General features: G+C 66.2%; 20 protein-coding genes. 9 read left to right on the top strand and 11 right to left on the bottom strand.

Going from position 1 to position 20,594, the window contains the following annotated elements; all coding sequences use genetic code 11:
• Positions 1-131 precede the first annotated feature (131 nt).
• Both DBZ32_RS06180 and DBZ32_RS06175 read left to right on the top strand, forming a co-directional pair.
• On the top strand, positions 132-329 hold the full coding sequence (locus tag DBZ32_RS06180) for a YdcH family protein (protein ID WP_119166188.1): 198 nt from the start codon (positions 132-134) through the stop codon (positions 327-329).
• A gap of 137 nt (positions 330-466) precedes the next feature.
• Entirely contained in the window at positions 467-973 is a 507-nt protein-coding gene (locus DBZ32_RS06175; RefSeq protein ID WP_119166187.1) for an SET domain-containing protein, read from the top strand.
• A gap of 43 nt (positions 974-1,016) precedes the next feature.
• On the opposite strand, the gene DBZ32_RS06170 is transcribed toward DBZ32_RS06175, so the two are convergent.
• Entirely contained in the window at positions 1,017-2,102 is a 1,086-nt protein-coding gene (locus DBZ32_RS06170; RefSeq protein WP_119166186.1) for an alcohol dehydrogenase family protein, read from the bottom strand.
• A gap of 87 nt (positions 2,103-2,189) precedes the next feature.
• On the opposite strand from DBZ32_RS06170, the gene DBZ32_RS06165 reads away from it, so the two are divergent.
• Positions 2,190-2,492 (top strand): ArsR/SmtB family transcription factor, encoded by a 303-nt coding sequence (locus DBZ32_RS06165; RefSeq protein ID WP_119166185.1) that lies wholly within the window; start codon positions 2,190-2,192, stop codon positions 2,490-2,492.
• Positions 2,493-2,633: 141 nt separating this feature from the next.
• Here the strand turns inward: DBZ32_RS06165 and DBZ32_RS06160 are convergent, their stop codons facing one another.
• Positions 2,634-3,374 (bottom strand): THxN family PEP-CTERM protein, encoded by a 741-nt coding sequence (locus tag DBZ32_RS06160; RefSeq protein WP_119166184.1) that lies wholly within the window; start codon positions 3,372-3,374, stop codon positions 2,634-2,636.
• A 229-nt stretch (positions 3,375-3,603) separates the two neighbouring features.
• On the bottom strand, positions 3,604-4,251 hold the full coding sequence (locus DBZ32_RS06155; protein WP_119166183.1) for a LysE family translocator: 648 nt from the start codon (positions 4,249-4,251) through the stop codon (positions 3,604-3,606).
• 316 nt (positions 4,252-4,567) lie between these two features.
• On the opposite strand from DBZ32_RS06155, the gene DBZ32_RS06150 reads away from it, so the two are divergent.
• Both DBZ32_RS06150 and DBZ32_RS06145 read left to right on the top strand, forming a co-directional pair.
• Entirely contained in the window at positions 4,568-5,461 is an 894-nt protein-coding gene (locus DBZ32_RS06150; protein ID WP_235830061.1) for a fatty acid desaturase, read from the top strand.
• On the top strand, positions 5,458-6,531 hold the full coding sequence (locus DBZ32_RS06145; RefSeq protein WP_119166182.1) for a zinc-binding metallopeptidase family protein: 1,074 nt from the start codon (positions 5,458-5,460) through the stop codon (positions 6,529-6,531). The genes DBZ32_RS06150 and DBZ32_RS06145 overlap by 4 nt, the downstream gene beginning before the upstream one ends.
• A gap of 390 nt (positions 6,532-6,921) precedes the next feature.
• Here the strand turns inward: DBZ32_RS06145 and DBZ32_RS06140 are convergent, their stop codons facing one another.
• Positions 6,922-7,509: a hypothetical protein gene (locus DBZ32_RS06140; protein WP_208539112.1), complete on the bottom strand. Its 588-nt coding sequence runs from the start codon at positions 7,507-7,509 to the stop codon at positions 6,922-6,924.
• Positions 7,510-7,811: 302 nt separating this feature from the next.
• The gene (locus tag DBZ32_RS06135; protein WP_119166181.1) at positions 7,812-9,440 is read right to left on the bottom strand and encodes an acyl-CoA synthetase; all 1,629 of its coding nucleotides are present in this window, start codon (positions 9,438-9,440) and stop codon (positions 7,812-7,814) included.
• A gap of 149 nt (positions 9,441-9,589) precedes the next feature.
• On the opposite strand from DBZ32_RS06135, the gene DBZ32_RS06130 reads away from it, so the two are divergent.
• From DBZ32_RS06130 to DBZ32_RS06120, 3 genes are all read left to right on the top strand, one after another.
• Positions 9,590-10,108, top strand: coding sequence for an EndoU domain-containing protein (locus DBZ32_RS06130; protein WP_119166180.1), 519 nt, complete (start codon positions 9,590-9,592; stop codon positions 10,106-10,108).
• A complete protein-coding gene (locus DBZ32_RS06125; protein WP_119166179.1) occupies positions 10,108-10,482 on the top strand; it encodes a hypothetical protein in 375 nt (124 codons plus the stop codon). The genes DBZ32_RS06130 and DBZ32_RS06125 overlap by 1 nt, the downstream gene beginning before the upstream one ends.
• 133 nt (positions 10,483-10,615) lie before the next feature.
• Positions 10,616-12,517: a propionyl-CoA synthetase gene (locus tag DBZ32_RS06120; RefSeq protein ID WP_119166178.1), complete on the top strand. Its 1,902-nt coding sequence runs from the start codon at positions 10,616-10,618 to the stop codon at positions 12,515-12,517.
• Between the two features lie 36 nt (positions 12,518-12,553).
• Here DBZ32_RS06120 and DBZ32_RS06115 read toward each other — a convergent pair whose 3' ends face one another.
• The 5 genes from DBZ32_RS06115 to infA form a co-directional block, all read right to left on the bottom strand.
• Complete coding sequence (locus tag DBZ32_RS06115; protein ID WP_119166177.1) at positions 12,554-14,644, bottom strand: trypsin-like peptidase domain-containing protein; 2,091 nt, start codon at positions 14,642-14,644, stop codon at positions 12,554-12,556.
• Positions 14,641-14,856 (bottom strand): DNA gyrase inhibitor YacG, encoded by a 216-nt coding sequence (locus DBZ32_RS06110; protein WP_162906595.1) that lies wholly within the window; start codon positions 14,854-14,856, stop codon positions 14,641-14,643. The genes DBZ32_RS06115 and DBZ32_RS06110 overlap by 4 nt, the downstream gene beginning before the upstream one ends.
• Before the next feature lie 130 nt (positions 14,857-14,986).
• Positions 14,987-16,138, bottom strand: coding sequence for a ribonuclease E/G (locus DBZ32_RS06105; RefSeq protein ID WP_162906594.1), 1,152 nt, complete (start codon positions 16,136-16,138; stop codon positions 14,987-14,989).
• A gap of 2 nt (positions 16,139-16,140) precedes the next feature.
• The gene (locus DBZ32_RS06100) at positions 16,141-16,770 is read right to left on the bottom strand and encodes a Maf family protein (RefSeq protein WP_119166175.1); all 630 of its coding nucleotides are present in this window, start codon (positions 16,768-16,770) and stop codon (positions 16,141-16,143) included.
• A 22-nt stretch (positions 16,771-16,792) separates the two neighbouring features.
• Positions 16,793-17,011 (bottom strand): translation initiation factor IF-1, encoded by a 219-nt coding sequence (gene infA / locus DBZ32_RS06095; protein WP_119166174.1) that lies wholly within the window; start codon positions 17,009-17,011, stop codon positions 16,793-16,795.
• 223 nt (positions 17,012-17,234) lie between these two features.
• Between infA and DBZ32_RS06090 the strand changes: the two genes are divergently transcribed.
• Positions 17,235-18,047, top strand: a complete 813-nt coding sequence (locus DBZ32_RS06090; protein WP_208539111.1) for an SDR family NAD(P)-dependent oxidoreductase — start codon at positions 17,235-17,237, stop codon at positions 18,045-18,047.
• A 24-nt stretch (positions 18,048-18,071) separates the two neighbouring features.
• On the opposite strand, the gene DBZ32_RS06085 is transcribed toward DBZ32_RS06090, so the two are convergent.
• Positions 18,072-20,546 (bottom strand): TonB-dependent receptor domain-containing protein, encoded by a 2,475-nt coding sequence (locus DBZ32_RS06085; protein WP_119166172.1) that lies wholly within the window; start codon positions 20,544-20,546, stop codon positions 18,072-18,074.
• Positions 20,547-20,594 lie beyond the last annotated feature (48 nt).

The following is a 20,594-nucleotide window of genomic DNA, read 5'->3' as shown; positions in this document are numbered from 1 at the left end:
CCTTAGCAATTGTGAAATGGGTTGGCCGGTAGAATCACCAAGTTATCACCAGAGTTCATCCGCCAGGACGCTTCACAAGCCCGGCGGAGAGGGGTAGCATATTTTCCATAACCCGCAGAAGGAGACGAAGCATGTCGGTGCATGACCGGATCGAGTCCTTGCGCAGCCAACACACGCTTGTCGACAACGCCATCCGCGAAGAAAGCCATCGACCCCACCCCGACGAACTTCGACTCCACGAACTCAAGCGCGAAAAGCTCCGGCTGAAAGACGAGATCGCCAACATGCAGACGGTGGTCCCGCCGATCGAAACCGAACTTCGCGCCTGACGCGACGCTCAGCCGGCCGCTACCATCAGCGCGCCGGCTTCCTTGTTCCTGCAGAAGCCTGTGCTGGGTTGCGCCGCAATCTCCGGTCGACTGTGCTCCGACTCGCGCGCCAGCGCCGTGCTTTGTAAATCGCCGTCATGACGCGATCTTGGTTTTCGTCCAAGGTTGAGAAGCGCGACAGCTCCATCGAGGGTCGCGGTCTCTGCGCACGCGCTGACATCGCGGCCGGCGAAGCGGTAGCCGCGAAGGGCGGGCACGTCATGACCCGGGCGGAGCGGGACCAGCGCGCCGAAACTCTAGGACCGGCGGAGATCCAGATCGCCGAACACCTCTTTCTCGGACCTAAGACCGATGCCGAGCGCGAAGGCAGCATGCTGCACCTCAATCATTCCTGTGCGCCCAATCTCGCAATCGAGGGGCAGATCGTCTTCGTCGCCTTGCGGGACATTGAGGCGGGCGAGGAACTGACCTTCGACTATGCCACCGGCGACGATGACGACTGGACCATGGCGTGCCGCTGCGGCTCGCCCGACTGTCGCGGCATTGTGACCGGGCGGGATTGGCGCAAGCCCGAACTGCAGCGGAGGTACGCCGGACGCTTTGCTGCGTACCTGCAACGCAAGATCGACGGCGCGGCGTCCTGACGGTCCTCCATCGGAAGGTTGGGCCGAGCGCAGCGCTGGAGCTTTAGGCCTTTGGCGGGATCAGCACGAGCTTACCGACGAAGTGTTTCTCCAGAAATGTCTGCTGCGCCTGGACGATCTCGTGCAAGGGATAGGTCTTGGCGACGACCGGCCGGATTTCCCCCCGTTCGATGTAGCCGATGAGGTTCGTCATGATCTCGAAGGGCTGCCAGGTCGAGCCCAGCAGGCTCAGGTCCTTGAGGTAGAGTGTGCGGAGATCGAGCTCGACGATGGGCCCCGCGATCGCTCCGGCCGTCACGTAGCGTCCGCCCCGACGCAGCAGGTCCAGCAGCCGGGGCCAGGCAGGCCCGCCGACCAGATCGACGACCGCGTCGATGCTTTCGCTGGCCAGCGACGCGACCGGGTCGGCGCCGCGCTCCAGCACAAGGTCCGCACCCAGGCCGGCCACGGCTCCGGCCTTGTCCCTGCCGCAGACGGCGATCACTTCCGCGCCTCGTCGCTTGGCCAGCTGGACCGCCGCCGAACCGACGCCGCCCGACGCTCCGGTAACCAGCACGCGCTCGGCCCCGATCGCCGCCCGTTGCAACATGCCTTCGGCGGTCGAGAAGGCACAGGGCATGGAGGCTAACTCGATATCGCTCCAGTCGCAGTCGATCCGCAGCGCGTGAGCGGCAGCCGTCTTCGTGTACTGGCCGAAGGCGCCGTCGCACTCCGAGCCGAAGGTGATGCAGGCGAAGGGATCGTCGGCGCTGGGCTGCAGGGCCCGGACCAGGACGCGTTCGCCGAGCCGTGCGGTCTCGACGCCCTCGCCGACGGCAACGATTTCGCCGCAGCAGTCGGCGCCTTGAATCCGCGGAAAGATCATGGCCGCACCCGACCAACTCCCGTCCGCCGACGCCTCAGCGGTGGAACCGGCAGTCACATCCTCGCTGGTCGCGGAGGTCACCTGCTTCGAATACCAGGCGATCCGGGTGTTGATGTCGGTGTTGTTGACTCCCGCAGCGCCAACCTGAATCAAGACCTCGCCCGGACCGGGGCGGGGAACCGGGACATCTCTGCGGTAAGACAGCCTGTCGAGCCCGCCATGTCCGGTCAGAACCGCAGCTTCCATGCGATCGGGAATGCGCATGATCGACCTCCCAAGCATTGACCGCCTCAAGCTTTCGCATCGCCGATCTATATATCGTCAATGAGCGAAATGTCGATATATTAGGTCATGGACAAGACGCTTTGCGGCAAGGCCTTGGCGCATCCTCTTCGGGTCGAGATTCTCGACTGGCTCCGCCGTCCGGGATCGCTCTTCGCCCACCAGACAGGGGGCGATCCGCGGGAGGTTGGCGTTTGCGTCTCGCTGATCGCCGAGCGGGCCGCGGTCTCTCAGTCCACGATCAGCGAGCATCTCGCGATCCTGAAGCGCGCCGGCTTCGTAAAATCCCGCAAGATCGGCCGTTGGAGCTACTACCGCCGCGACGGCGATGGGCTTCGAGACTTCGCGGACTGGGTGCTTAAAAAGCTCTAGCCGCCTGGGTCCGACGGCCGGACCCAGGCGGCTAGATTGTAAGTCCCGCTCTCCGATACTTTCAGAGAGCGGATGCGACAGGAAGCGGGCGTTGCGGTCCGGCCCCGCCGACGTGGTCGTCGGACCTTGACCCCCCAGCCCTCAGGCCGAGCGCTGCTTGAGCCAGCGCAGTCCGCCAAGGCCGCCGAGCGCGGTGATCAGGAACCAGGCGGCGGCCGGCAAGGGTACCGGATGCACTTCCAGGCTGGCCACCAGATGGGCCTTGTTCGTGTGCTTCTCTTTGGTCAGCCAGTTTTCGAACTGATCGCCGTTGACCTGGAATCCGGCGATTGTGAAGAGATACTTCATCCCGTCGACGATGACCGACTGGGAGGCCCCCTCGTTCAAGGTGGCGGTGACGATGTCATCGCAGGTGCTCTGGCTGCCGCTGGGACAATGGCCCCAGGTGTTCGGTGTTTCCGTATGCTCGAAGTCGAACAGCGAAGTGACCTGGAACGGCGTGTTGCTGCCCTTGATCAGGCCTTCGAACGTGACCGACAGCGAGATGCTCGACAGCGCCGTTCCATAGATCGGGTAGTTGAGATGCTTGAAGGTTCCGATCTTGAAGGTGTCGCCGGCGTCGAGATCCGACGGCGTCCTCTTGGCGCGGAAGTCGTAGCCGCTGCGGCCGCCCCACCAGGTCGCGGGATAGCCCCAACGGGCCGAGACCGTGCGACCGTCGTTGTCGATGCTGACGTTGCCCGGATCCGGATTTAGCCAACTTGCGGTAATACTGGTCACAGTCGCGCCCATGACCGCGGCCTTTGCGGGATAGGCGGTGCCAACCACGGCGGCGGCGAACAGCACCCCACCCACGACCACTTTCGCAACTGCTTTCATCATTCCCCCTCCGCGGCCCGCAGCACGGCGCCGCCCCCAAGAGCTTAACGTAAAGTTAACATTTGAGGCTTTTCTGAGATAAAGTCAAGCCATTCATTATCACGACTAGGTGCTAAAAATTTCTTAGTCACCGATCTAACCAACTGTCATGGTTAGGAATTACGGTTAAAGTCCCTGTATAAAATAAGTATTTAGTTGCGTTGCGAGACTGCCATCCGCGGGGGAAGGGCCGTCAGGCGGTGCGGCGGCTGCTCGCCAGTAGAGCGGCGGCGGCGAGCATCATGCCGCCGGCCACACGGTTCAACAGGCGCAGGCGCGCGGCTGTCAAGCGCAGCCTCCGCACGCTCGAGCCGGCGGTTGCATAGAGGCAGGCCGCGCAGAACTCCACGGGGATATAGAGGGCGCCCAACCAGAGAAGCTGCGTCGAGGCCGGCGCCTCCGGCACCACGAACTGGGGCAGGAAGGCGGTGAACAGCAGGATCGCCTTGGGATTGGTCATCGCCACCAGGAATTCCTTGCGGGCCAGGTTCCAAGTCCTTCCCGGCGTTCGGATGCCGCCTTGCGACGCTTCAACCTCGGTTTCGCCGAGGTCGAGCTGGCGGGAGGTCCAGAGCTTGAGGCCGAGGTAGGTCAGGTAGGCGACGCCCAGCCACTTTACGATCACGAAGGCCAGTTCGGAGGCGGCCAAGACAGCTCCGAGGCCCATGGCGACGGCGGCGATCAAAATCGCGAAGGCGGTCAGACGGCCGAGCAGACTGAAGACTGTCGCCCGCAGGCCGGCCCGCGCGCCGTTCACCAGCGACAGCAGATTGTTCGCCCCCGGCGAGGCCGCGACCAGGGCGGCAGCCGGTAAAAACAACAGAAGTTGATCCCAGGTCATGACGGAAGCCTCCTGGCGCCGAAGATGCGACTGCAGCCCCTCGCTGGCAACCGTGACCTACCCGCTCATGGCTCCAGCTATAGCGGCCGCTTTCGCCCTCGCAGTCCTGCCGCTCTTGCCCTACCTTATGTGGCCTCGGGTTTCGCGCTCTTGCGATGCCGAGCGGAGATCAGAATCCTTGCGACAGACGCTCAGCCAAAAAGAGACGCATGGAAGTCTGCGTCGCGAAATCGCGAGGTTCCAGACGCCGATCCTGCGGAAAAGCTTGGTTCAGTTACTCACTTCTTTCGGCGGCTTCCTGGGGACCTGCGCGGCCATGTACCTCGTGATGGAGCTGTCTTTCTGGCTGGCTCTCGCGTTCGCACCTCTGGCTGCGGGCTTCCTCGTGCGGATCTTCATTCTGCAGCACGACTGCGGACATCAAGCTTTCTTCCGCGCACGCTGGGCCAACGACCTCGTCGGCTATGCCTGCAGCCTCTTCACCCTGACACCCTATCCCGCTTGGCGCCGGCAGCATGCCGGTCATCACGGAGTCTGGAACGACCTGGACCGCCGCCAGAGCGGAGCCGATATCTATTCGCACTGCCTGACGTTGGAGGAATACGCGGCCTTGAGCCGCCGCCGCCGCTGGCTGCACAGGCTGACGCGCCACCCGCTGGTCGCCAATCTCGTTCTGCCGCCCTTGGTCTTCACCCTGCTGTACCGTTTTCCCTTCGACATGCCCGCCTCCTGGCGCCTGCCGCGCCGCGCCGTGCATCTGACGAACCTTGCGTTGCTGGTCGCCTTCGGCGGGCTGGGACTGGCGCTCGGCTTCGGCGCCGTGGCCGCCGTGCAAGTTCCGGTTCTAGTGCTGGGCTCGATCGCCGGCGTCTGGCTGTTCGCGGTCCAGCATCGCGGGGCGGGGGTGCGCTGGAGCCGTCACAGGGCTTGGGATGCGACCTCGGCGGCGCTGCGAAGCGCGACCTATCTGAAGCTGCCCCGGCTGCTTCAGTGGTTCACCGGCAATATCGGCTTCCACCATGTGCATCATCTGAATCCGAAGGTGCCTAACTATCGGCTCCAGGAGTGCCACGAGCGGCTGCTGGCGGATTACGACGTGCCGCGCCTGTCTCTTCGAGACGGGGTGAAGGCTCTGCGGTTCGTGCTGTGGGACGAGCGGCGTGAACGGATGGTGACCTTTCGCGAAGCCGACCGCATTATCGCGGCATGAAACTCTTCGAGTGCCAGAACTGCGGTCAACTCCTCTACTTCGACAATCGCCATTGCGAGCGTTGCGACCATCGCCTCGGCTACCTTCCGGAAGCGACGACGCTCAGCGCGCTGACCGAGGAAGCGGGCGGACGCTGGCGGGCCTTGGCGGCGCCCGAAGCCCCGCTGCGCTTCTGTGTCAACGCCGATGAAGACGCCTGCAACTGGCTGGTGCCGGCGGACGGGGCCGAGGCCTTCTGCGCCGCCTGCCGTTTGAACCGGACGATCCCAAACCTGGGAGTGCCGGAAAATCGATTGCTCTGGCAGCGTCTCGAGGACGCCAAGCATCGCCTCGTCTATGGACTCCTGCGCTTGGGACTTCCCTTGGAGAACAAGTTCGACAATCCGACCGGCGGACTGGCCTTCGACTTCCTGGCCGGTTCCGGGGCGAGTTTCCGCGAAGGCCCCCAGGCGGTGACGGGGCACCGGCAGGGTGTGATCACCATCGACATCGCGGAGGCGGACCCGGTCGCGCGGGAACGCCATCGCAGCGAAATGGTCGAGTCCTACCGCACGCTGCTCGGCCACTTTCGGCACGAGATCGGTCATCACTATTGGGAGCGGCTGGTGCGCAACGGCGTCTGGCACCAGGCCTTTCGCGAGCTGTTCGGGGACGAGCGAGAGGACTACGCGGCTGCCCTGGAGGGTCACTACGCAGAAGGCCCGCCGGCCGGCTGGCAGAACCACTTCGTCAGCAGCTACGCAAGCGCGCATCCTTGGGAGGATTTCGCCGAGACCTGGGCGCACTACCTCCACATCGTGGACACGCTGGAAACCGCGCAAGCCTTCGGTCTTCGCATTGCACCCGCCGTCGGGCGTTTTGCGCCGCTTCGTATGGAGATCGGTTTTGATCCCTACCGACAGGAAGACTTTGACCGACTGACGACGGCCTGGCTACCGCTCACCGCTGCGGTCAACAGCCTCAACCAGAGCATGGGGCAGCCGGAACTTTACCCCTTCGTGCTGGGTCCCACCGCGATGGGCAAGCTGCGCTTCGTCCACGGTCTGATGCGAAAAGGCACGTCGTCTTGAAAGATCTGGGGCCAACCGGACGCCGTTCCCGTCCGCGAACTTGATTCAGCGGCGCCCGCCGCTGGTCAGCTTCTGCATCGGCAGACCGCCGCGCCAAGCGCTCGATGACTTGCAGCGACTGCAGATCCGTTCGCCCGACCATTCGCTCTGGAACGGCTTGTCGCACCGCAGGCAAGAACGCTGCTTGGGGACCTGAGCGGTTCGCCCGTCGAGTGTATCTTCAGGGGTGCTGGACTCGCTCATGACGCTACGCCGCTTGCCGCGGCTGGCGCCCCGCGGCCCCGGCGACTGTGAAGACCGATCGGATGTTTGAACACGCCACCTCTCTTTCGCCGGATCGCCTACGCCTTTGCAGCAGGCTTTGGGTTTTCAACGCTGCCGTCCGGCAGGTCAGCGTTGAGACAGGATGCAGGTGTTGCTCTGTCTTTCGTAGGGTCGATTGCAGGACCAGTCGTTGCCGAACCTGTTGATATGCGCGTTCTCCGGCACTTGCAGGGCGATGCAATCCTCGCCGATCGCCCTGAAGCCGCGCTCACAGGTCCAGCCCGACCCGTAGGAGGAGTCCGTCAGGAAGCCGTTTGCCGGCACCCTGATCTCGGCGCAGCCCGTCCCGTCCCGACGGAAGCCGCGGTCGCACTCCCAACGCTCGCCCGAGGCGTCGAGGTAGGCGTTTGCGGGCACCGGGATCTCTCGACAGGCAGTCCCGATCTGTCGGTAGCCACGACTGCAGGCCCACCCGCGTCCATAGGCCGAGCCGGTGGGGTAGGCGTTGTCGGGGATCGCGACCGCGATGCAGGTTTCGCCCGATTCCCGGAAACCTCTGTCGCAGTCCCAGCCCTCGCCATGGCTCTTGCCTGTTGCATTGGCCGGTACCGCGATGGCGTTGCCGACTTGGCTTTGCGCGGGATTGGCGGAGGTTATCGACAGGGCCAACAGAAGAACGCCCAACAGGGCGGAACTTCGACGGCTTGGGCTCACTCGCACAGTCTCTAAACCTTACTCTTGCGGGAAACGGTGCGGAGCGAGACCTCGGGAAACGCCGATTCGCGCCCGCGCGGGCGGCGCGATCCGGACGGATTTCTCCGGGAATTTACAGTCCGGGGAATTGCGGGACGTGCTCCACCCGTGTTCCGTCACCCTTCTGACATGGCGCCTAATTTTAAATATTACAACGCTGAGGGCGGGGAATTACGAAATAGCAGCGTGAGTCGGCTTGAGATCTTGCTGCGTCGCTGTGGAAATCGGCTTTGGGCGTGCCGAAAGAAACCAGGGAGGAAAATCTAGTCCAGCCGGATTTGTTCTCTCAGCGCGAACTTCTGAATCTTGCCGGTGGAGGTCTTGGGCAGTTCGGTGAAGATCACATGGCGTGGGCATTTGTAGTGAGCCAGGTTTTCGCGGCAGAAGGCGATCAGCTCTTCTGCGCTGACTTCGGCGCCGGGCTTCAGTTCCACGAAGGCGCAGGGCGTTTCGCCCCAAGTCTCATCCGCCTTGGCGACCACGGCCACGGCGGCGATGGCGGGGTGGCGGTAGAGAGCGCTCTCGACCTCGATGGAGGAGATGTTCTCGCCGCCGGAGATGATGATGTCCTTCGAGCGGTCCTTGAGTTGGATGTAGCCGTCCGGATGAGTTACGCCCAGATCGCCGGTGTGGAACCAGCCGCCGGCCAGCGCGCTGTCGGTGGCGGTGGGATTCTTCAGGTAGCCCTTCATGACGATGTTGCCGCGCATGAAGACCTCTCCGAGGGTCTCTCCGTCCCAGGGCAGGGGCTGGAGCGTCTCCGGATCGGCCACCATCAACTCGTCCAGAACCGGGTAGGCGACGCCTTGGCGCGACTTGAGGTCCGCCTGCTCCTCGATCGGCCGGCTGTCCCATGCGTCCTGCCAGGCGCAGACCACGGCGGGACCGTAGACCTCGGTCAGTCCGTAGACGTGGGTGACCTCGAAGCCTTCCTCCTGCATGGCGGCCAGCACGCTGGCGGGCGGCGGCGCGGCCGCCGTCATCATCTGAACCTGCTGCGCGAAGGGGCGTTTCTGCTCCGGCGTGGCGCCGAGGATCATCTGCATCACGATGGGCGCGCCGCAGAGATGCGTCACGCCCTCGTCGGCCAGGGCGCGGTAGATCGCTCCGGCCTCGACCCGGCGCAGGCAGACGTGCGTGCCCGCCAGCGCGGTCACGGTCCAGGGGAAGCACCAGCCGCTGCAGTGGAACATCGGCAAGGTCCAGAGATAGACCGGATGGGCCTGCATGCCCCAGGTCATGATGTTGCCGAGTGCGTTCAGGTAGGCGCCGCGATGGTGATAGACGACGCCCTTGGGGTTGCCGGTCGTGCCGCTGGTGTAATTGAGGGCGATGGCCTCCCACTCGTCGTCCGGCCGGCGGCCGCGGAAGTCGGGATCGCCCTCCGCCAGGAAGGCCTCGTACTCCAGATCGCCCAGGCGTTCGCCGCCCGGTCCCTGCGGGTCGTCCACGTCGATCACCAGGATCTTACGACCCAGGCGCTTGAGGACGGTCGCGATGGTGCCGTGAAACTCGCTGTCGGTGATCAGCGCCTTGGCTTCGCCGTGCTCCAGGATGAAGGCGATGGTTTCGGCATCCAGCCGGACGTTGAGGGCATTCAGGACGGCGCCGGTCATGGGCACGCCGAAGTGCGCCTCCCACATCGGCGGCGTGTTGGGGCACATCACGGCGACGGTATCGCCGACGCCGATCCCGCGCTTGGCCAAGGCGGACGCCAGACGCCGGCAGCGCTCCGCCGCCTGGCGCCAGCTAAAGCGCCGGTCGCCGTGGACCACAGCCGGCCGCTCCGGGAAGATCGCCGCCGCCCGCTCCAGAAAGCCCAGAGGCGTCAGCGGCACGTAGTTGGCGGCGTTGGGATCGAGATTCAGCTCGAAGGGATCGTGTCCCGACATGGCAAGGCGTCCTTCCCGGCGTTTCCTCCTTTCCTACACCAGCCGGCGACGTCTCGCCAACGCAAGGGCGCGACGCCATAGTAAGCTGAGAGGGAAACGCCGGGTTCGGTCCGGCAGCCGAGGCGCAGACCGAGGAAAGAGGGGGCCGCATGCCACCGTCGCTTGGCCGCATTCTGCTGGGTTGCGCGATCTGGCTTTCCGCCGCGACTGCCTCCGTTGCGCTTGAGATCGATTGCAGCGGACCGGAACCGGTCTGGTCGGTCAGCGAACCTCCGGTCAACCTGACTCACGTCTTTTGCGGGGAGATCAATCGCCGCGGGCGGCCGGTCGGCTTTCATGCGCGGCCGAACGGCGACGATCCGCCGAACGCGCGGCTGATCGAAGTCCTCGACGGGCCGAATGCGCTGGGCGTCTATACGGCGGAGGTGGCCGTCCGTAGGCCGGCCACGGGCTGGCAGACGGCCGATGAAAAGTTCTCCAGCTTCTTTCCGGACAGCATGACGCCACAGCAGATCCTCGACGCCATTCTCACAGCCTTCCACGAGGCGCGGGACGGCGAAGGCAAGTGGCGCGGTGATCCTGGCTTCGGCTTCCTGATCGAGGGCTGGCTGCTGCCCGACGGGCGACGCATCAACACCGCCTGGCCGATTTATCTGGAGGATCGGTGATGACGGAGCGGGACGAGACGCGCGCGGCGCGACAGCCCGGCGACCTGCCGGTCGCGGTGACGGCGGCGACGGAGCCGGGGAGCCTTCCGAAGGTCGTGGCGAAACCGGGATACGAGGCCCTGGCCGGTTTTCTGCAAAGCGACCTGCAGGGTGGGCGGGCCGGCGTCGCGCGACTGCTGGCCGACCTGGAGCGCGTGGAGCGCGGCGAGGTCGAGCGGCTCGAGCGTTCCGGCAACGCCTATCGTCTGAGCCTGCAGCGGGGTCCGGTCCTGCTCCAGCCGCTCCACGATCCGGATCAGCCGGACTGCCGGATCGATGTGGCCTTACTGCGCCGGACGCTCGAAGTCTGGCGTGCGGCTCTCGGCCCCGCTTGATCTCGGCGAAAACGCGGCTTTTCCCAGCCGACCCGCCTCAGGTTCCACCGCGACGTTGCCAGTCCACGCGCATTGCGGCTACCGTCCTGCTCAACCAATAAGAGTCGGCGACAAAGGTGAGGAAGGGTCAGTCATGGGCAGCTTCGACGAACTGCACCGCCGGTCGCTCCAGGATCCGGAGGGATTCTGGGCGGAGGCCGCCGAGGCGGTGCATTGGTACGAGCGCTGGGACCGGGTGCTGGACGCCGACGATCCGCCCTACTACCGCTGGTTTCCCGGCGGCAAGCTGAACACCTGTTACAACGCGCTCGACCGCCATGTGAAGGCGGGCCACGGCGACCGGACCGCCTTGATCTACGACTCTCCGGTGACCGACAGCGTGCGGCACTACAGCTACAGCCAGTTGCGTGACGAGACCGCCAAGCTCGCCGGTGCCATGGCGGCACGCGGTGTCGGCAAGGGCGACCGGGTTATCATCTACATGCCGATGGTGCCGGAGGCCGTCGTGGCCATGCTGGCCTGCGCCCGGCTGGGTGCGATCCACTCGGTTGTGTTCGGCGGCTTCGCGGCCAATGAGCTCGCGACCCGGATCGACGATTGCGCGCCGAAGCTGGTGCTCTCGGCCTCCTGCGGGATCGAGGCGGCACGGATCGTGCCCTACAAGCCGCTGCTCGACGCCGCCATCATGATGGCCGTGCACAAGCCCGAACACTGCATCGTGCTGCAGCGCCCGCAGGAACGCTGCGAGCTGATGGCGGGACGGGACGAGGACTGGGCCGAGGTCATGGCGAGCGCCGAGCCGCACGACTGCGTGCCGGTCCTGGCGACCGACACGCTCTATGTGCTCTACACCTCCGGCACCACCGGGCAGCCGAAGGGAATCGTGCGCGACACCGGGGGGCATGCGGTCGCCCTGACCTGGTCGATGCGCCACATCTACGACCTGCAGCCCGGCGAGGTCTACTGGGCGGCCAGCGACATCGGTTGGGTGGTCGGTCACTCCTATATCGTCTACGCGCCGCTGCTCTACGGTGCCACGACCCTGGTCTATGAGGGCAAGCCGGTCGGTACGCCCGACGCCGGCGCCTTCTGGCGGGTGATCCAGCAGCACAAGGTGGCGACGCTCTTCACAGCGCCGACCGCCTTCCGGGCGATCCGCCAGCAGGACCCGAAGGGCGAGTTGCTGGGCGACTACGACCTGAGCGGCTTTCGCGCACTCTTCCTGGCCGGCGAGCGCTGCGACCCCGACACCCTGCAGTGGGCGCAGGAGAAGCTGGACCGGCCGGTCATCGACCACTGGTGGCAGACCGAGACGGGCTGGTCGATCGCGGCCAATTGCCTGGGGGTCGAAGCGCTGCCGATCAAGCCCGGCAGTCCGACCCGGCCGGTGCCGGGCTGGGACCTCAAGGTGCTGGATACGGACGGCCGCGAGGTCGCGCCGGGCACCATCGGCGCGATCTGCGGCAAGCTGCCGATGCCGCCGGGCACCTTCCCGACGATCTGGGGCGCCAAGGAGCGCTACAGCAAGACCTATCTTAGGGAGTATCCCGGCTACTATCAGACCGGCGATGCCGGCTACATCGACGAGGACGGTTACGTCTTCGTCATGGCCCGCACCGACGACATCATCAACGTCGCCGGCCACCGCCTTTCGACCGGCGCGATGGAGGAGGTTCTGGCAAGCCATCCGGATGTGGCGGAATGCGCCGTGATCGGCGTAGCCGACGCGCTCAAGGGCCAAATGCCGGTCGGTTTCCTGGTGCTCAACAAGGGGGTCGAGCGAACGGACGCCGAGATCGTCAAGGAGGTCGTCGCCATGGTGCGCGACCGCATCGGTCCGGTCGCCGCCTTCAAGCAGGCCACCGTCGTGCCGCGCCTGCCCAAGACTCGCTCCGGCAAGATCCTGCGTGCCACGATGCGTCAGATCGCCGACGGCGAAACCTATAAGACACCGGCCACCATTGACGACCCTATGATCCTCGACGAGATCGACGAGAGTCTCCAGGGCATCGGCTTGGCGCGGAAGTCGGCGTAGGTTTTCGGTTCGTGGCTGCGAGAACCCTGCGAGAGCCTATCTCGCGCGCGGGGCCGGTGGTGGGTTGTCGATGAAGCGGCGGGCGGCTTCGGCTTGGCGCGGGTTGCTGGCGGCCAGGCGCGCGTAGGCCGCTTCGGCCAGTGCCGGCTCGCCGCCCCAGACGCCCGACTGGATGGCGAAACGCTGAGCCTGGGCGTCCTCGGGCAGCATTCCGAACAGCCAGCGGGCATGCGGCAGCATGGCCTCGATCCGCCCGCCAAGCTGCAGCGAGACCAGCAGTGCGATGCGCGCATTGATCGAGTTGGGAACCTGCGCGACGGCCGCGTTGTGCAGCTCGATGGCGCGGGCGAAGTCGCCGGTCATGCCCAGCACCCGCCCGGCTTCCAGATACTGGCCGGCGTTCTCCGAGGCGCGGCAGCTTTCCGACAGGGCCAGGGCTACCTGATCCGGCAGCGGCCCGCGCCCGGCGGTCGCTGCGCTGTCCAGCGCATCGGCACAGCCGCTATAGGCCGTGCCCAGGGCGGTCTGGACCGAGCGGGCGTCGGGCGCATCCTGCAGGACCAGCAGTTCGTCGATTGCCGCGGAGGGCAGGGCTTCGTAGCGGCCTTCGCCGCCGCCCACCGCGATGCCGACGAGCTGTCCTTCGTCGTCGAGCAGCGCGCCGCCGCTGACGCCCGGCTGCATCCGTGCCGTGACGTGCAGCCGTCCCAGCGGCGCTTCGTCCGCAGGGGGCAGGATCAGTCGGCCCGGTTCGAAGACCCGCACTTCTTGTCGGGCCACGTCGGCGCCGACGGCGAAGAAGGGTCCCGTGTCGTTTCTCGGCTCCGGCGTCAGGATGACGCCGTCGTCCGGCAGGCCTTCGACCTGCAGCAGCGCCAGATCGCCGCGGTAGGCGGAGGCCAGGACGCGCCCTTCGCGAGGGCCCGCCGGCGTGAAGACCTTGGCGGTTTCGCGGTCGGCCAGCGCATGGCGGTTGGTCACCATAAGGTCCGGTGCGATGCGCACGGCGCTGGCCAGCGGGTCGAAGCTCTCGATCGGGAAGACGGCCTGTCGCGCCGCGCAGACCGGCAGTGGGTGCGGACAGTCGGCTCCGCCGGTTGCGGCCGGGGGGACCGGCAACGCGGCGGTTTCGTCCGTCTGGTCTTCCGATCTGCCGAAATCAAGGCTGCCGCTGCGCTCCTCCTGGCCGCGCAGAAATTCGACCTCCACGGTTCCGCCCGGCGCCACGAGGGCGAGGGCCCCGATGGCGTCGCGCGGACTCTGGATGCGTCTTGCGCCGATGCGCAGGATCAGATCGCCGGCCTGCAGGCCGGCTGCGGCCGCGGCGGCATCGGGGGCGAGATCGGCCACGCGGACGGCGGCCACTTCGGCCTGCTCCGCGCGGCGCAGAGGCTCGAGCCGCCAGCCCGCCGAGACGTAGCTGGCTGCGCCGTCGTCGTTCAGGTCCTCGACGACGCGCTGCAGCAGAGGCTGGGAGACGGCGAAGTTGATCCCGATATTGCTGTCGCCTTCGGACGCGAAGATGGCCGAGAGCAGACCGACCAATCTGCCCTCCGCATCGACCAGGGCGCCGCCCGAACTGCCCGGATTGGTCGCGGCGTCGGTCTGGACGAAGTCCTCGACGGGATTGAAGCCCGCGTTGCTGACATCGCGGGCCGAGACCACACCGCAGGCGATCGAAAGACCGAGGCCGTAGGCGTTGCCGATGGCACAGACCGGCTGCGCGAGCGCGGGTCGCGGCGCCGGTGCCAGCGGCGGAAGATTCAGATCGACCCGCAACAGGGCGATGTCGCTGGCACGGTCCTGGCCGACCAGTTCGGCCGGCAGCACGCGGCCGTCAGCCAGGCGCACGTCGATCCGCTCGGCCGGCTCGACGACATGCCAGGCGGTTGCGATCAGCCCGTCGGGCGCCACCACCACTCCACTCCCTTCGGGCGCGCCTCTGCCCCCCGCGCGGCCGGGTGGAACGCCTTGGCCGCCCTGGGGGTGACCCGGCCAGACCGGCAGGACCGAGACGATGGACTCCAGCGTTTCCGGCGGGATCGCCTGGGCGGGAACGGCCGAAAGCAGCAGAGCGCCGACGGCGGCGACGAGTCCCGCTCTTCGGACTCCCGCGCGGCTTCTCATCGCGGCATGTCCTCATCGGTCTCGACCGGCTCGCCCGGCGCGGGCGCCTCGTCGGTGGGAATGCGATAGCCGCCCTTCAGCCAACGGCCGAGATCGACCTCGGCGCAGCGCTTGGAGCAGAAGGGGCGATAACGCTCGACGCTCGGCTTCTGGCAGCCGGGGCAGCGTTCGCCACGTCGGGCGGTCATCGAGACGACTTGATCATCGGACATGGGCTTACTCTAGAGCAGGATCGCCCGAGGTGGAATCGCTTCGGCGCTTCGACCTCGAGTGTGATTCCTACTCTCGTCATAAAGTTTTAGAGTGCGATTCACGTCTTTGACCGAAGCGATGCCGCTTCCGTCAAGGACGATCGCGCTCAGGCATCTTGCCGGCGAAAATCTCAGACGCCTCGCCGCTTGCCGGGTCGCTCGGACGTAGAATCAGCGCTGCACCGAGGCGGGCCTCGACGGCCTGTCTCGCATCGGTCAGCGGACCTTGGAGTTCGGCGATGGCGGCCGCTGGCAAGGTCAGGGTCAGTTGCGCCGCCGGCGGATGAGTGAGGGCCTTCCGCAAGGCTTCGTAGGCCTCGGTCGCCGGGCTGATCCGCCAGCCGGTCGGGCGGCAGAGGACCTCGTGCAGCGCGGGGCGCCGGCGCTGCCTGGCGATCTCGACCAAACCGGACGGCAGCGGTGGAAAGACCGAGGTCTCGACCGGATCGCCGGCGAAGGCCGTCTTGAGCGTCCTGTGCAGCCGGTCGCGCAGGCTGCGCGCGCCCATTTCCAGGAAGTCCACCACGATCAGACCGGAGAGGCCGCGCAGACGGACCTGCCGGGCGATCTCGCCGGCGGCCGCCAGATTTGTGTCCAACGCCCCGCCGGCACCGCCGGCACCGCCGGAATCGACATCGATCGCGGTCAGGGTTTCCACCGGTTCGATCAGGAGCCGGCCGCCCGTCGACAAGGGCACCTCGCGCGCCAGCAGCTCTGCGATCTCCGCTTCCAGGTCCGCATCGAACAGCGGTGGGCGCGGACCCCGCAGACGGACGGTCACGCCCTCCGGCAGGACCCGGCGCAATTCCGCCAGCCGGTCGCTGTCGTCGCAGAGGATTTCGTCGATATCCTGGCCCAGCAGGGTCAGCGGATCGTCGCCGCGCGCGATGCGGTGCGGCGGGACCGGGATCTGGGGGAGTGGGGAGGGCGGCTCGGCCGGCTTGACCCTGGCGCCCTTGCCGGCCTGGGCTAGGCGCGTCACCCGCACGGTCACCGTTGCGCCCTCGTTCAGGCCGGCCGGACAGTCGGCCCAGTCCAGCAGGGCCGGGCGCGCCTCGCCGAGGGCGACGAAGGCGCCGAGATTCTTCTGCAGGCGAAGCACGCGCGCGACCCAGATGTCGCCCACCGAGGCTCCGCCGTCGCCCTCGCGTTGCACCAGGTAGTCGCGCAGCCGACCGTCTTTCGCGAGCCTGGCGGCGCGCAATTCGCCGGGCAGCAGGGAGATCAGCAGGCGGCCGCTCACGTCTAGCGCCTCTCGGCGTAAGCTGTCTTGTAGAGCGGGTAGCCGAGACCGGTCAGCAGCTTCGCCGTCTCCGCCAGCGGCAGGCCGACGACGTTGGAGTAGGAGCCGCCGATCCAGGGAATGAGCGCCGCCGCCCGGCCTTGGATGGCATAGCCGCCCGCCTTGCCCTGCCATTCGCCGCTGGCAAGGTAGGCTTCCAGTTCCTCGCTGCTCAGCCGCTTGAAGCTGACGGCGGTGACGACCACCCGTTCGGCCCAGCGGCCGTCCGGCGCGCGCAGCGCGAGCCCGCCCAGGACGCTGTGGCGGCGGCCCGAAAGCCGCTGCAGGCAATCGCGCGCGGTCGCTGCATCCTCCGCCTTCGGCAAGATGCGGCGGCCCAGCGCGACCACGGTGTCTGCGGCCAGCAGGTAGGCCCCTGGCTCTTCGGCGGCGATCGCCTCGGCCTTGGCGCGGGCCAAGCGCTTGGCATGGACGCGCGGCAGCTCACGCGGCAGCGGCGTCTCGTCCAGTTCGGCCGGACGCACCCGTGCCGGCTCGACCCCGATCTGGCGCAGCAAGTCCAGGCGACGGGGCGAGGCCGAAGCCAGCACCAGATCCGCACCTGGCGGTTCGGCTTGCGGGGATCGGCACATACGCGCCGCCCTCCCGGGCCGGCTACTTGAAGCGGAAGGTGATGCGACCCTTGGTCAGGTCGTAGGGCGTCATCTCGACGTTGACGCGGTCGCCGGCCAGAACGCGGATGCGGTGCTTGCGCATCTTGCCGGCGGTGTGTGCGAGCACTTCGTGGTCGTTGTCCAGCTTCACGCGAAACATCGCGTTGGGCAACAGTTCGACCACCGTGCCCTGGAACTCCATCAGGTCTTCTTTCGACATGCCTCGTCTTATCTGCCCGTTATTGGTTGTCGCTAAATCGGGCAGTCGGCGCCCCCCGTCAAGACCGCTTCGACATACCTCATCTGCGCGGACACTAACTGAGACGCGCCCGACACACAATTCTCACCGGCCGTCGTCCCGAAGCGCGCAAGACATTATGGCGAATTTCGATCTAGAGTCGCGCAGATCGAAACGCCAACAACGAGCGCGAGGGAGAACGACCATGACGGACCTACAGGGAAAAGTGGCCTTGGTCACCGGCGGCGGCACGGGAATCGGCAAGGGCATCGCGGAGCGTTTTCATGGGCTGGGCATGAAGGTCGTCTTGGCCGGACTCGATCAAGCCCAGGATACGGCAAATCAGTATTTCGGCCGGAACATGGGCGGCTACACCGCGGCCCGGCAGCTCGCGGACTCCCTGGGCGACGGCGCGATCGCCCTCGATACCGACGTGACCGATGCCGGGCAGGTGGCGGCCATGACGGCGGCGACGGTCGAGTCCTTCGGCCGCATCGACGTGCTGGTCAACGGCGCCGGCGTCATCACGGCGAAGCCCGTCGAAGATCTGAGCGAGGCCGACTGGGACAGCGTCGTGGGCGTCAACGCGAAGGGCACCTTCCTGACCAATCAGGCCGTCGTCGCGCAGATGCGCAAGCAGGGCGGCGGCGGTTGCATCGTCAACATCGCCTCGATCGCGGGCAAGCTTGGGGTGCCTTACCTCAGCCACTACTGCGCGTCCAAGTGGGCGGTAATCGGCTTCTCGATCTCCCTAGCCAAGGAGGTCGCGAAAGAGGGTATCACGGTGAACTGTCTTTGTCCGGGCATCGTCGGCACGCAGATGTGGACGCTGCTCAGTAAGGCCTTTGCCCAGCCCGGCGAAAAGGAGGAAGTCGCCTACGCCCGTTCCATCGAGACCTTCATTCCCCAGGGTGTACCGCAGACCGAGGACGACATGGCGGACATGACCGCCTTCCTCATCACCGCTCCGCACATCACCGGGCAGGCCTTCGCCGTCGATGGCGGTGCGTCGCATTAGGGCGAGAACCGGCGCGCCCAAAGGTCAGAACTGCAGCCTCGCTCTCAGGCCGAAACGCCGGCTTGGGCCGACGTCTACGATTCTCGCGCCGCCGAAGCTGCTCGCAACTCTGGCCGACGAGCCGGTTGCATAGGTCTCGTCGAGCGCATTCTCGACGAAGGCTTCGAAAACGAAGCGTTCGGCGCGCAGGCCGAGCCTGAGATTGAGAAGGTCGAAGCCGTCGAAACCCGCGGCATCGGGATCGAAGTCGTCGTTGAAGCTTGAGCGCAGGCTGTATTCGGCCCGAAGGAACCCGCGCACGCCCGGCAAGATCTCGCGGGGATGCTCGTAGTCGCCGGCGATGCTGAAAGTGTGAACGGGGGCGTTCGGCAGCCGCCTGTCGGTCAGATCGCCGAAGGGCGAGTCGGTATAATCCGTGAATTTCGAAAAGTTGATGCCGATCTGCGTATCGATGCGCAGGCTCTCGATGGGCAGGGCGGAGATACCGATTTCCGCGCCGATGCTGCGGGCTTCGGCCGCATTGTCGACAACCACCACCGGCAGGCCGCCGACTGTACCGGCGAGCGAAACCTGAATGTCCTCGTAGTCGAGCAGGTAGCCGCTGCCGTTCACCAGCAGGCGGTCGTCGAACAGCGAAGCCCGGAAACCGCCCTCATAGGAGCGGACCGTCTCCTCCTCGAAGCTCGAGAAGCCGAAACGGCCGGAGCTGAAGCCACCGGGCCGAAAGCCGGTCGCGAAGGCGAAATAGGTCGAGAAATCGTCGGTCCAGTCGTACTTGATCGAGGCGCTGGGCGTAATGGATGTGAAGTTCGCCTCGCCCGAATCGAAGGGCACGGAGGGCACGGTGAGGGCGGAGAATCCTGTGCTCAGGGTTTCACCTTCCTGCTTTACGCGGTCGAAGCTGAAGCGCGCGCCGCCGGCGATCTCCAGGTCGGGGATTGGCCGCCATCGCACATCGCCGAACAGGCCGAAGTTGAAGACATCACGGTTCGAGCTTTCTCCGATCACGCTGCCGTCGTCCGCCAGAGGGCCGACGCCGAGGCTTTCCCCGATGATCCGAAAGGCGTCCGCCCCGGGATCTGTGATGGTACTGAAATCCCGCTCGTTGAAGCTCAAGCTTGTGCCCAGGTTGACGGCGATCTCGCCGCTCTCCGACGGCAGGTCGAAGCTGTCGCTCTCGAAGCGGAATTCCTGGGCCAAGGCGCGTTCGTTTAGCGAAGTCGTGTCGGTGGTGAACTCGAGTGCCGCGAAATCTGTGTCGTCCGAGGTGTCGAGGTCGGTGAGGAAGAGGGAACTGGTCGATTTCAGGGATCCGACGTCGAAGTCGTAGGTCCACTGAAAGGATGAAAGGATGCGGTCGAGCGAGTTCTCGTCGATGAAGTCGGCGGTCGTGACTAGGTCCTCCTCCTCCACGCTCGGGAACGCCACCGAGTTCGAGGCGTCGAATTCGGTGCGGTCGAAGGAGACGGAGGCATCGAGAGTCAGCCGACTGGTCGGTCGCGATCTCAGGCTCAGGCGGGCGCCGACGTCGTCCCGGCCGACCGAGTCCGGATCGCTGCCCTCGGCGAAGTCGACGAAGCCGTCGGAAATCCCCCCAAAAGCCACGAGCCGGCCGGAGAGCAGACCGTCCTCCAGCAGCGGTGCATTGACGATCGCCGTCGCGCGTCCGTCCGGGTAGGAGCCGAGCTCGGTCTCCAACGAGGCCTCGAATTCGTCTGTCGGCTTGTTGGTGACGAAATTGACCGCGCCGCCGATGGTGCCGCGCCCGAAGGCCGTGCCCTGGGGACCGTAGGCGACCTCGACACGCTCGAGGTCCACGAGGTTGGCGTTGATGCCGCTGGTGTCGCCGGTGGGGTTCAGCAGGATGCCGTCGGAGAAGACCCCGTTCGTCGGACTGCTTGCGGCGCCGCTCAGGTTGCTGATCCCACGGATCGACAGATCGAGATCGGCCGGGTCCGAGTTATCGATGAAGCTGACGTTCGGCAGGCGTAGGCTCACCTCTGCGGTGTCCTGGAGGTTGGAGCGTTCCAGCTCCTCGGCGCTCAGCACGACCACGCTGCCCGGTACGTCCTGCAGCAGCTCCTCCGTACGTCTGGCGCTCACAGTGACGGGGCCGAGCCGGACCGGCCCGCTTTCCGGCTGAACCACGATTCGCTCCAGCGTGACGCTGTCGGCGGCCGTGAAGCGGTAGGTCAGTCCGGTCCCGGCGAGAAGCTGCTGCAAGGCGGCCTCGATCGTCATGGTTCCGGTCACGCCGCTCGTGCGCAGATCGCGGACCAGGTCGCCGTCGACGGAGATCTGAAGACCTGCCTGCCGGCCGAACAGCGGCAGCGCGACGGTCAAGGGTTGGGCCGAGACATCGAAGCTGGAAGGCGTCACGGGCTGGGCCAGAGCGCCGGTCGCTGCGAAGGCCAGTAAAGCAAACGTCGCCGCAAGCCCATAGGCTGCACCGCGCAGCCATTTTCCGGCGGACGTTCCGCCGTCGATCCTCTCCCCCATAGACTCTTCGCCCCTGGTTTCCTAACCGCATCGCCAGAGCCGCTGTTG

The sequence above is a fragment of the Algihabitans albus genome, assembly GCF_003572205.1.
In the GTDB taxonomy this organism is placed as follows: Bacteria; Pseudomonadota; Alphaproteobacteria; order Kiloniellales; family DSM-21159; genus Algihabitans; species Algihabitans albus.
The sequence above is the reverse complement of the archived record's forward strand: the minus strand, read 5'-3'. Positions and strand labels throughout refer to the sequence as shown.

Bases quoted from the DNA above. Each gene is read 5' to 3' on its own strand.
- DBZ32_RS06180 (WP_119166188.1), top strand. From the start codon at position 132: ATGTCGGTGCATGACCGGATCGAGTCCTTGCGCAGCCAACACACGCTT.
- DBZ32_RS06175 (WP_119166187.1), top strand. From the start codon at position 467: ATGACGCGATCTTGGTTTTCGTCCAAGGTTGAGAAGCGCGACAGCTCC.
- DBZ32_RS06170 (WP_119166186.1), bottom strand. From the start codon at position 2,102: ATGCGCATTCCCGATCGCATGGAAGCTGCGGTTCTGACCGGACATGGC.
- DBZ32_RS06165 (WP_119166185.1), top strand. From the start codon at position 2,190: ATGGACAAGACGCTTTGCGGCAAGGCCTTGGCGCATCCTCTTCGGGTC.
- DBZ32_RS06160 (WP_119166184.1), bottom strand. From the start codon at position 3,374: ATGATGAAAGCAGTTGCGAAAGTGGTCGTGGGTGGGGTGCTGTTCGCC.
- DBZ32_RS06155 (WP_119166183.1), bottom strand. From the start codon at position 4,251: ATGACCTGGGATCAACTTCTGTTGTTTTTACCGGCTGCCGCCCTGGTC.
- DBZ32_RS06150 (WP_235830061.1), top strand. From the start codon at position 4,568: ATGTACCTCGTGATGGAGCTGTCTTTCTGGCTGGCTCTCGCGTTCGCA.
- DBZ32_RS06145 (WP_119166182.1), top strand. From the start codon at position 5,458: ATGAAACTCTTCGAGTGCCAGAACTGCGGTCAACTCCTCTACTTCGAC.
- DBZ32_RS06135 (WP_119166181.1), bottom strand. From the start codon at position 9,440: ATGTCGGGACACGATCCCTTCGAGCTGAATCTCGATCCCAACGCCGCC.
- DBZ32_RS06130 (WP_119166180.1), top strand. From the start codon at position 9,590: ATGCCACCGTCGCTTGGCCGCATTCTGCTGGGTTGCGCGATCTGGCTT.
- DBZ32_RS06125 (WP_119166179.1), top strand. From the start codon at position 10,108: ATGACGGAGCGGGACGAGACGCGCGCGGCGCGACAGCCCGGCGACCTG.
- DBZ32_RS06120 (WP_119166178.1), top strand. From the start codon at position 10,616: ATGGGCAGCTTCGACGAACTGCACCGCCGGTCGCTCCAGGATCCGGAG.
- DBZ32_RS06115 (WP_119166177.1), bottom strand. From the start codon at position 14,644: ATGAGAAGCCGCGCGGGAGTCCGAAGAGCGGGACTCGTCGCCGCCGTC.
- DBZ32_RS06110 (WP_162906595.1), bottom strand. From the start codon at position 14,856: ATGTCCGATGATCAAGTCGTCTCGATGACCGCCCGACGTGGCGAACGC.
- DBZ32_RS06100 (WP_119166175.1), bottom strand. From the start codon at position 16,770: ATGTGCCGATCCCCGCAAGCCGAACCGCCAGGTGCGGATCTGGTGCTG.
- infA (WP_119166174.1), bottom strand. From the start codon at position 17,011: ATGTCGAAAGAAGACCTGATGGAGTTCCAGGGCACGGTGGTCGAACTG.
- DBZ32_RS06090 (WP_208539111.1), top strand. From the start codon at position 17,235: ATGACGGACCTACAGGGAAAAGTGGCCTTGGTCACCGGCGGCGGCACG.
- DBZ32_RS06085 (WP_119166172.1), bottom strand. From the start codon at position 20,546: ATGGGGGAGAGGATCGACGGCGGAACGTCCGCCGGAAAATGGCTGCGC.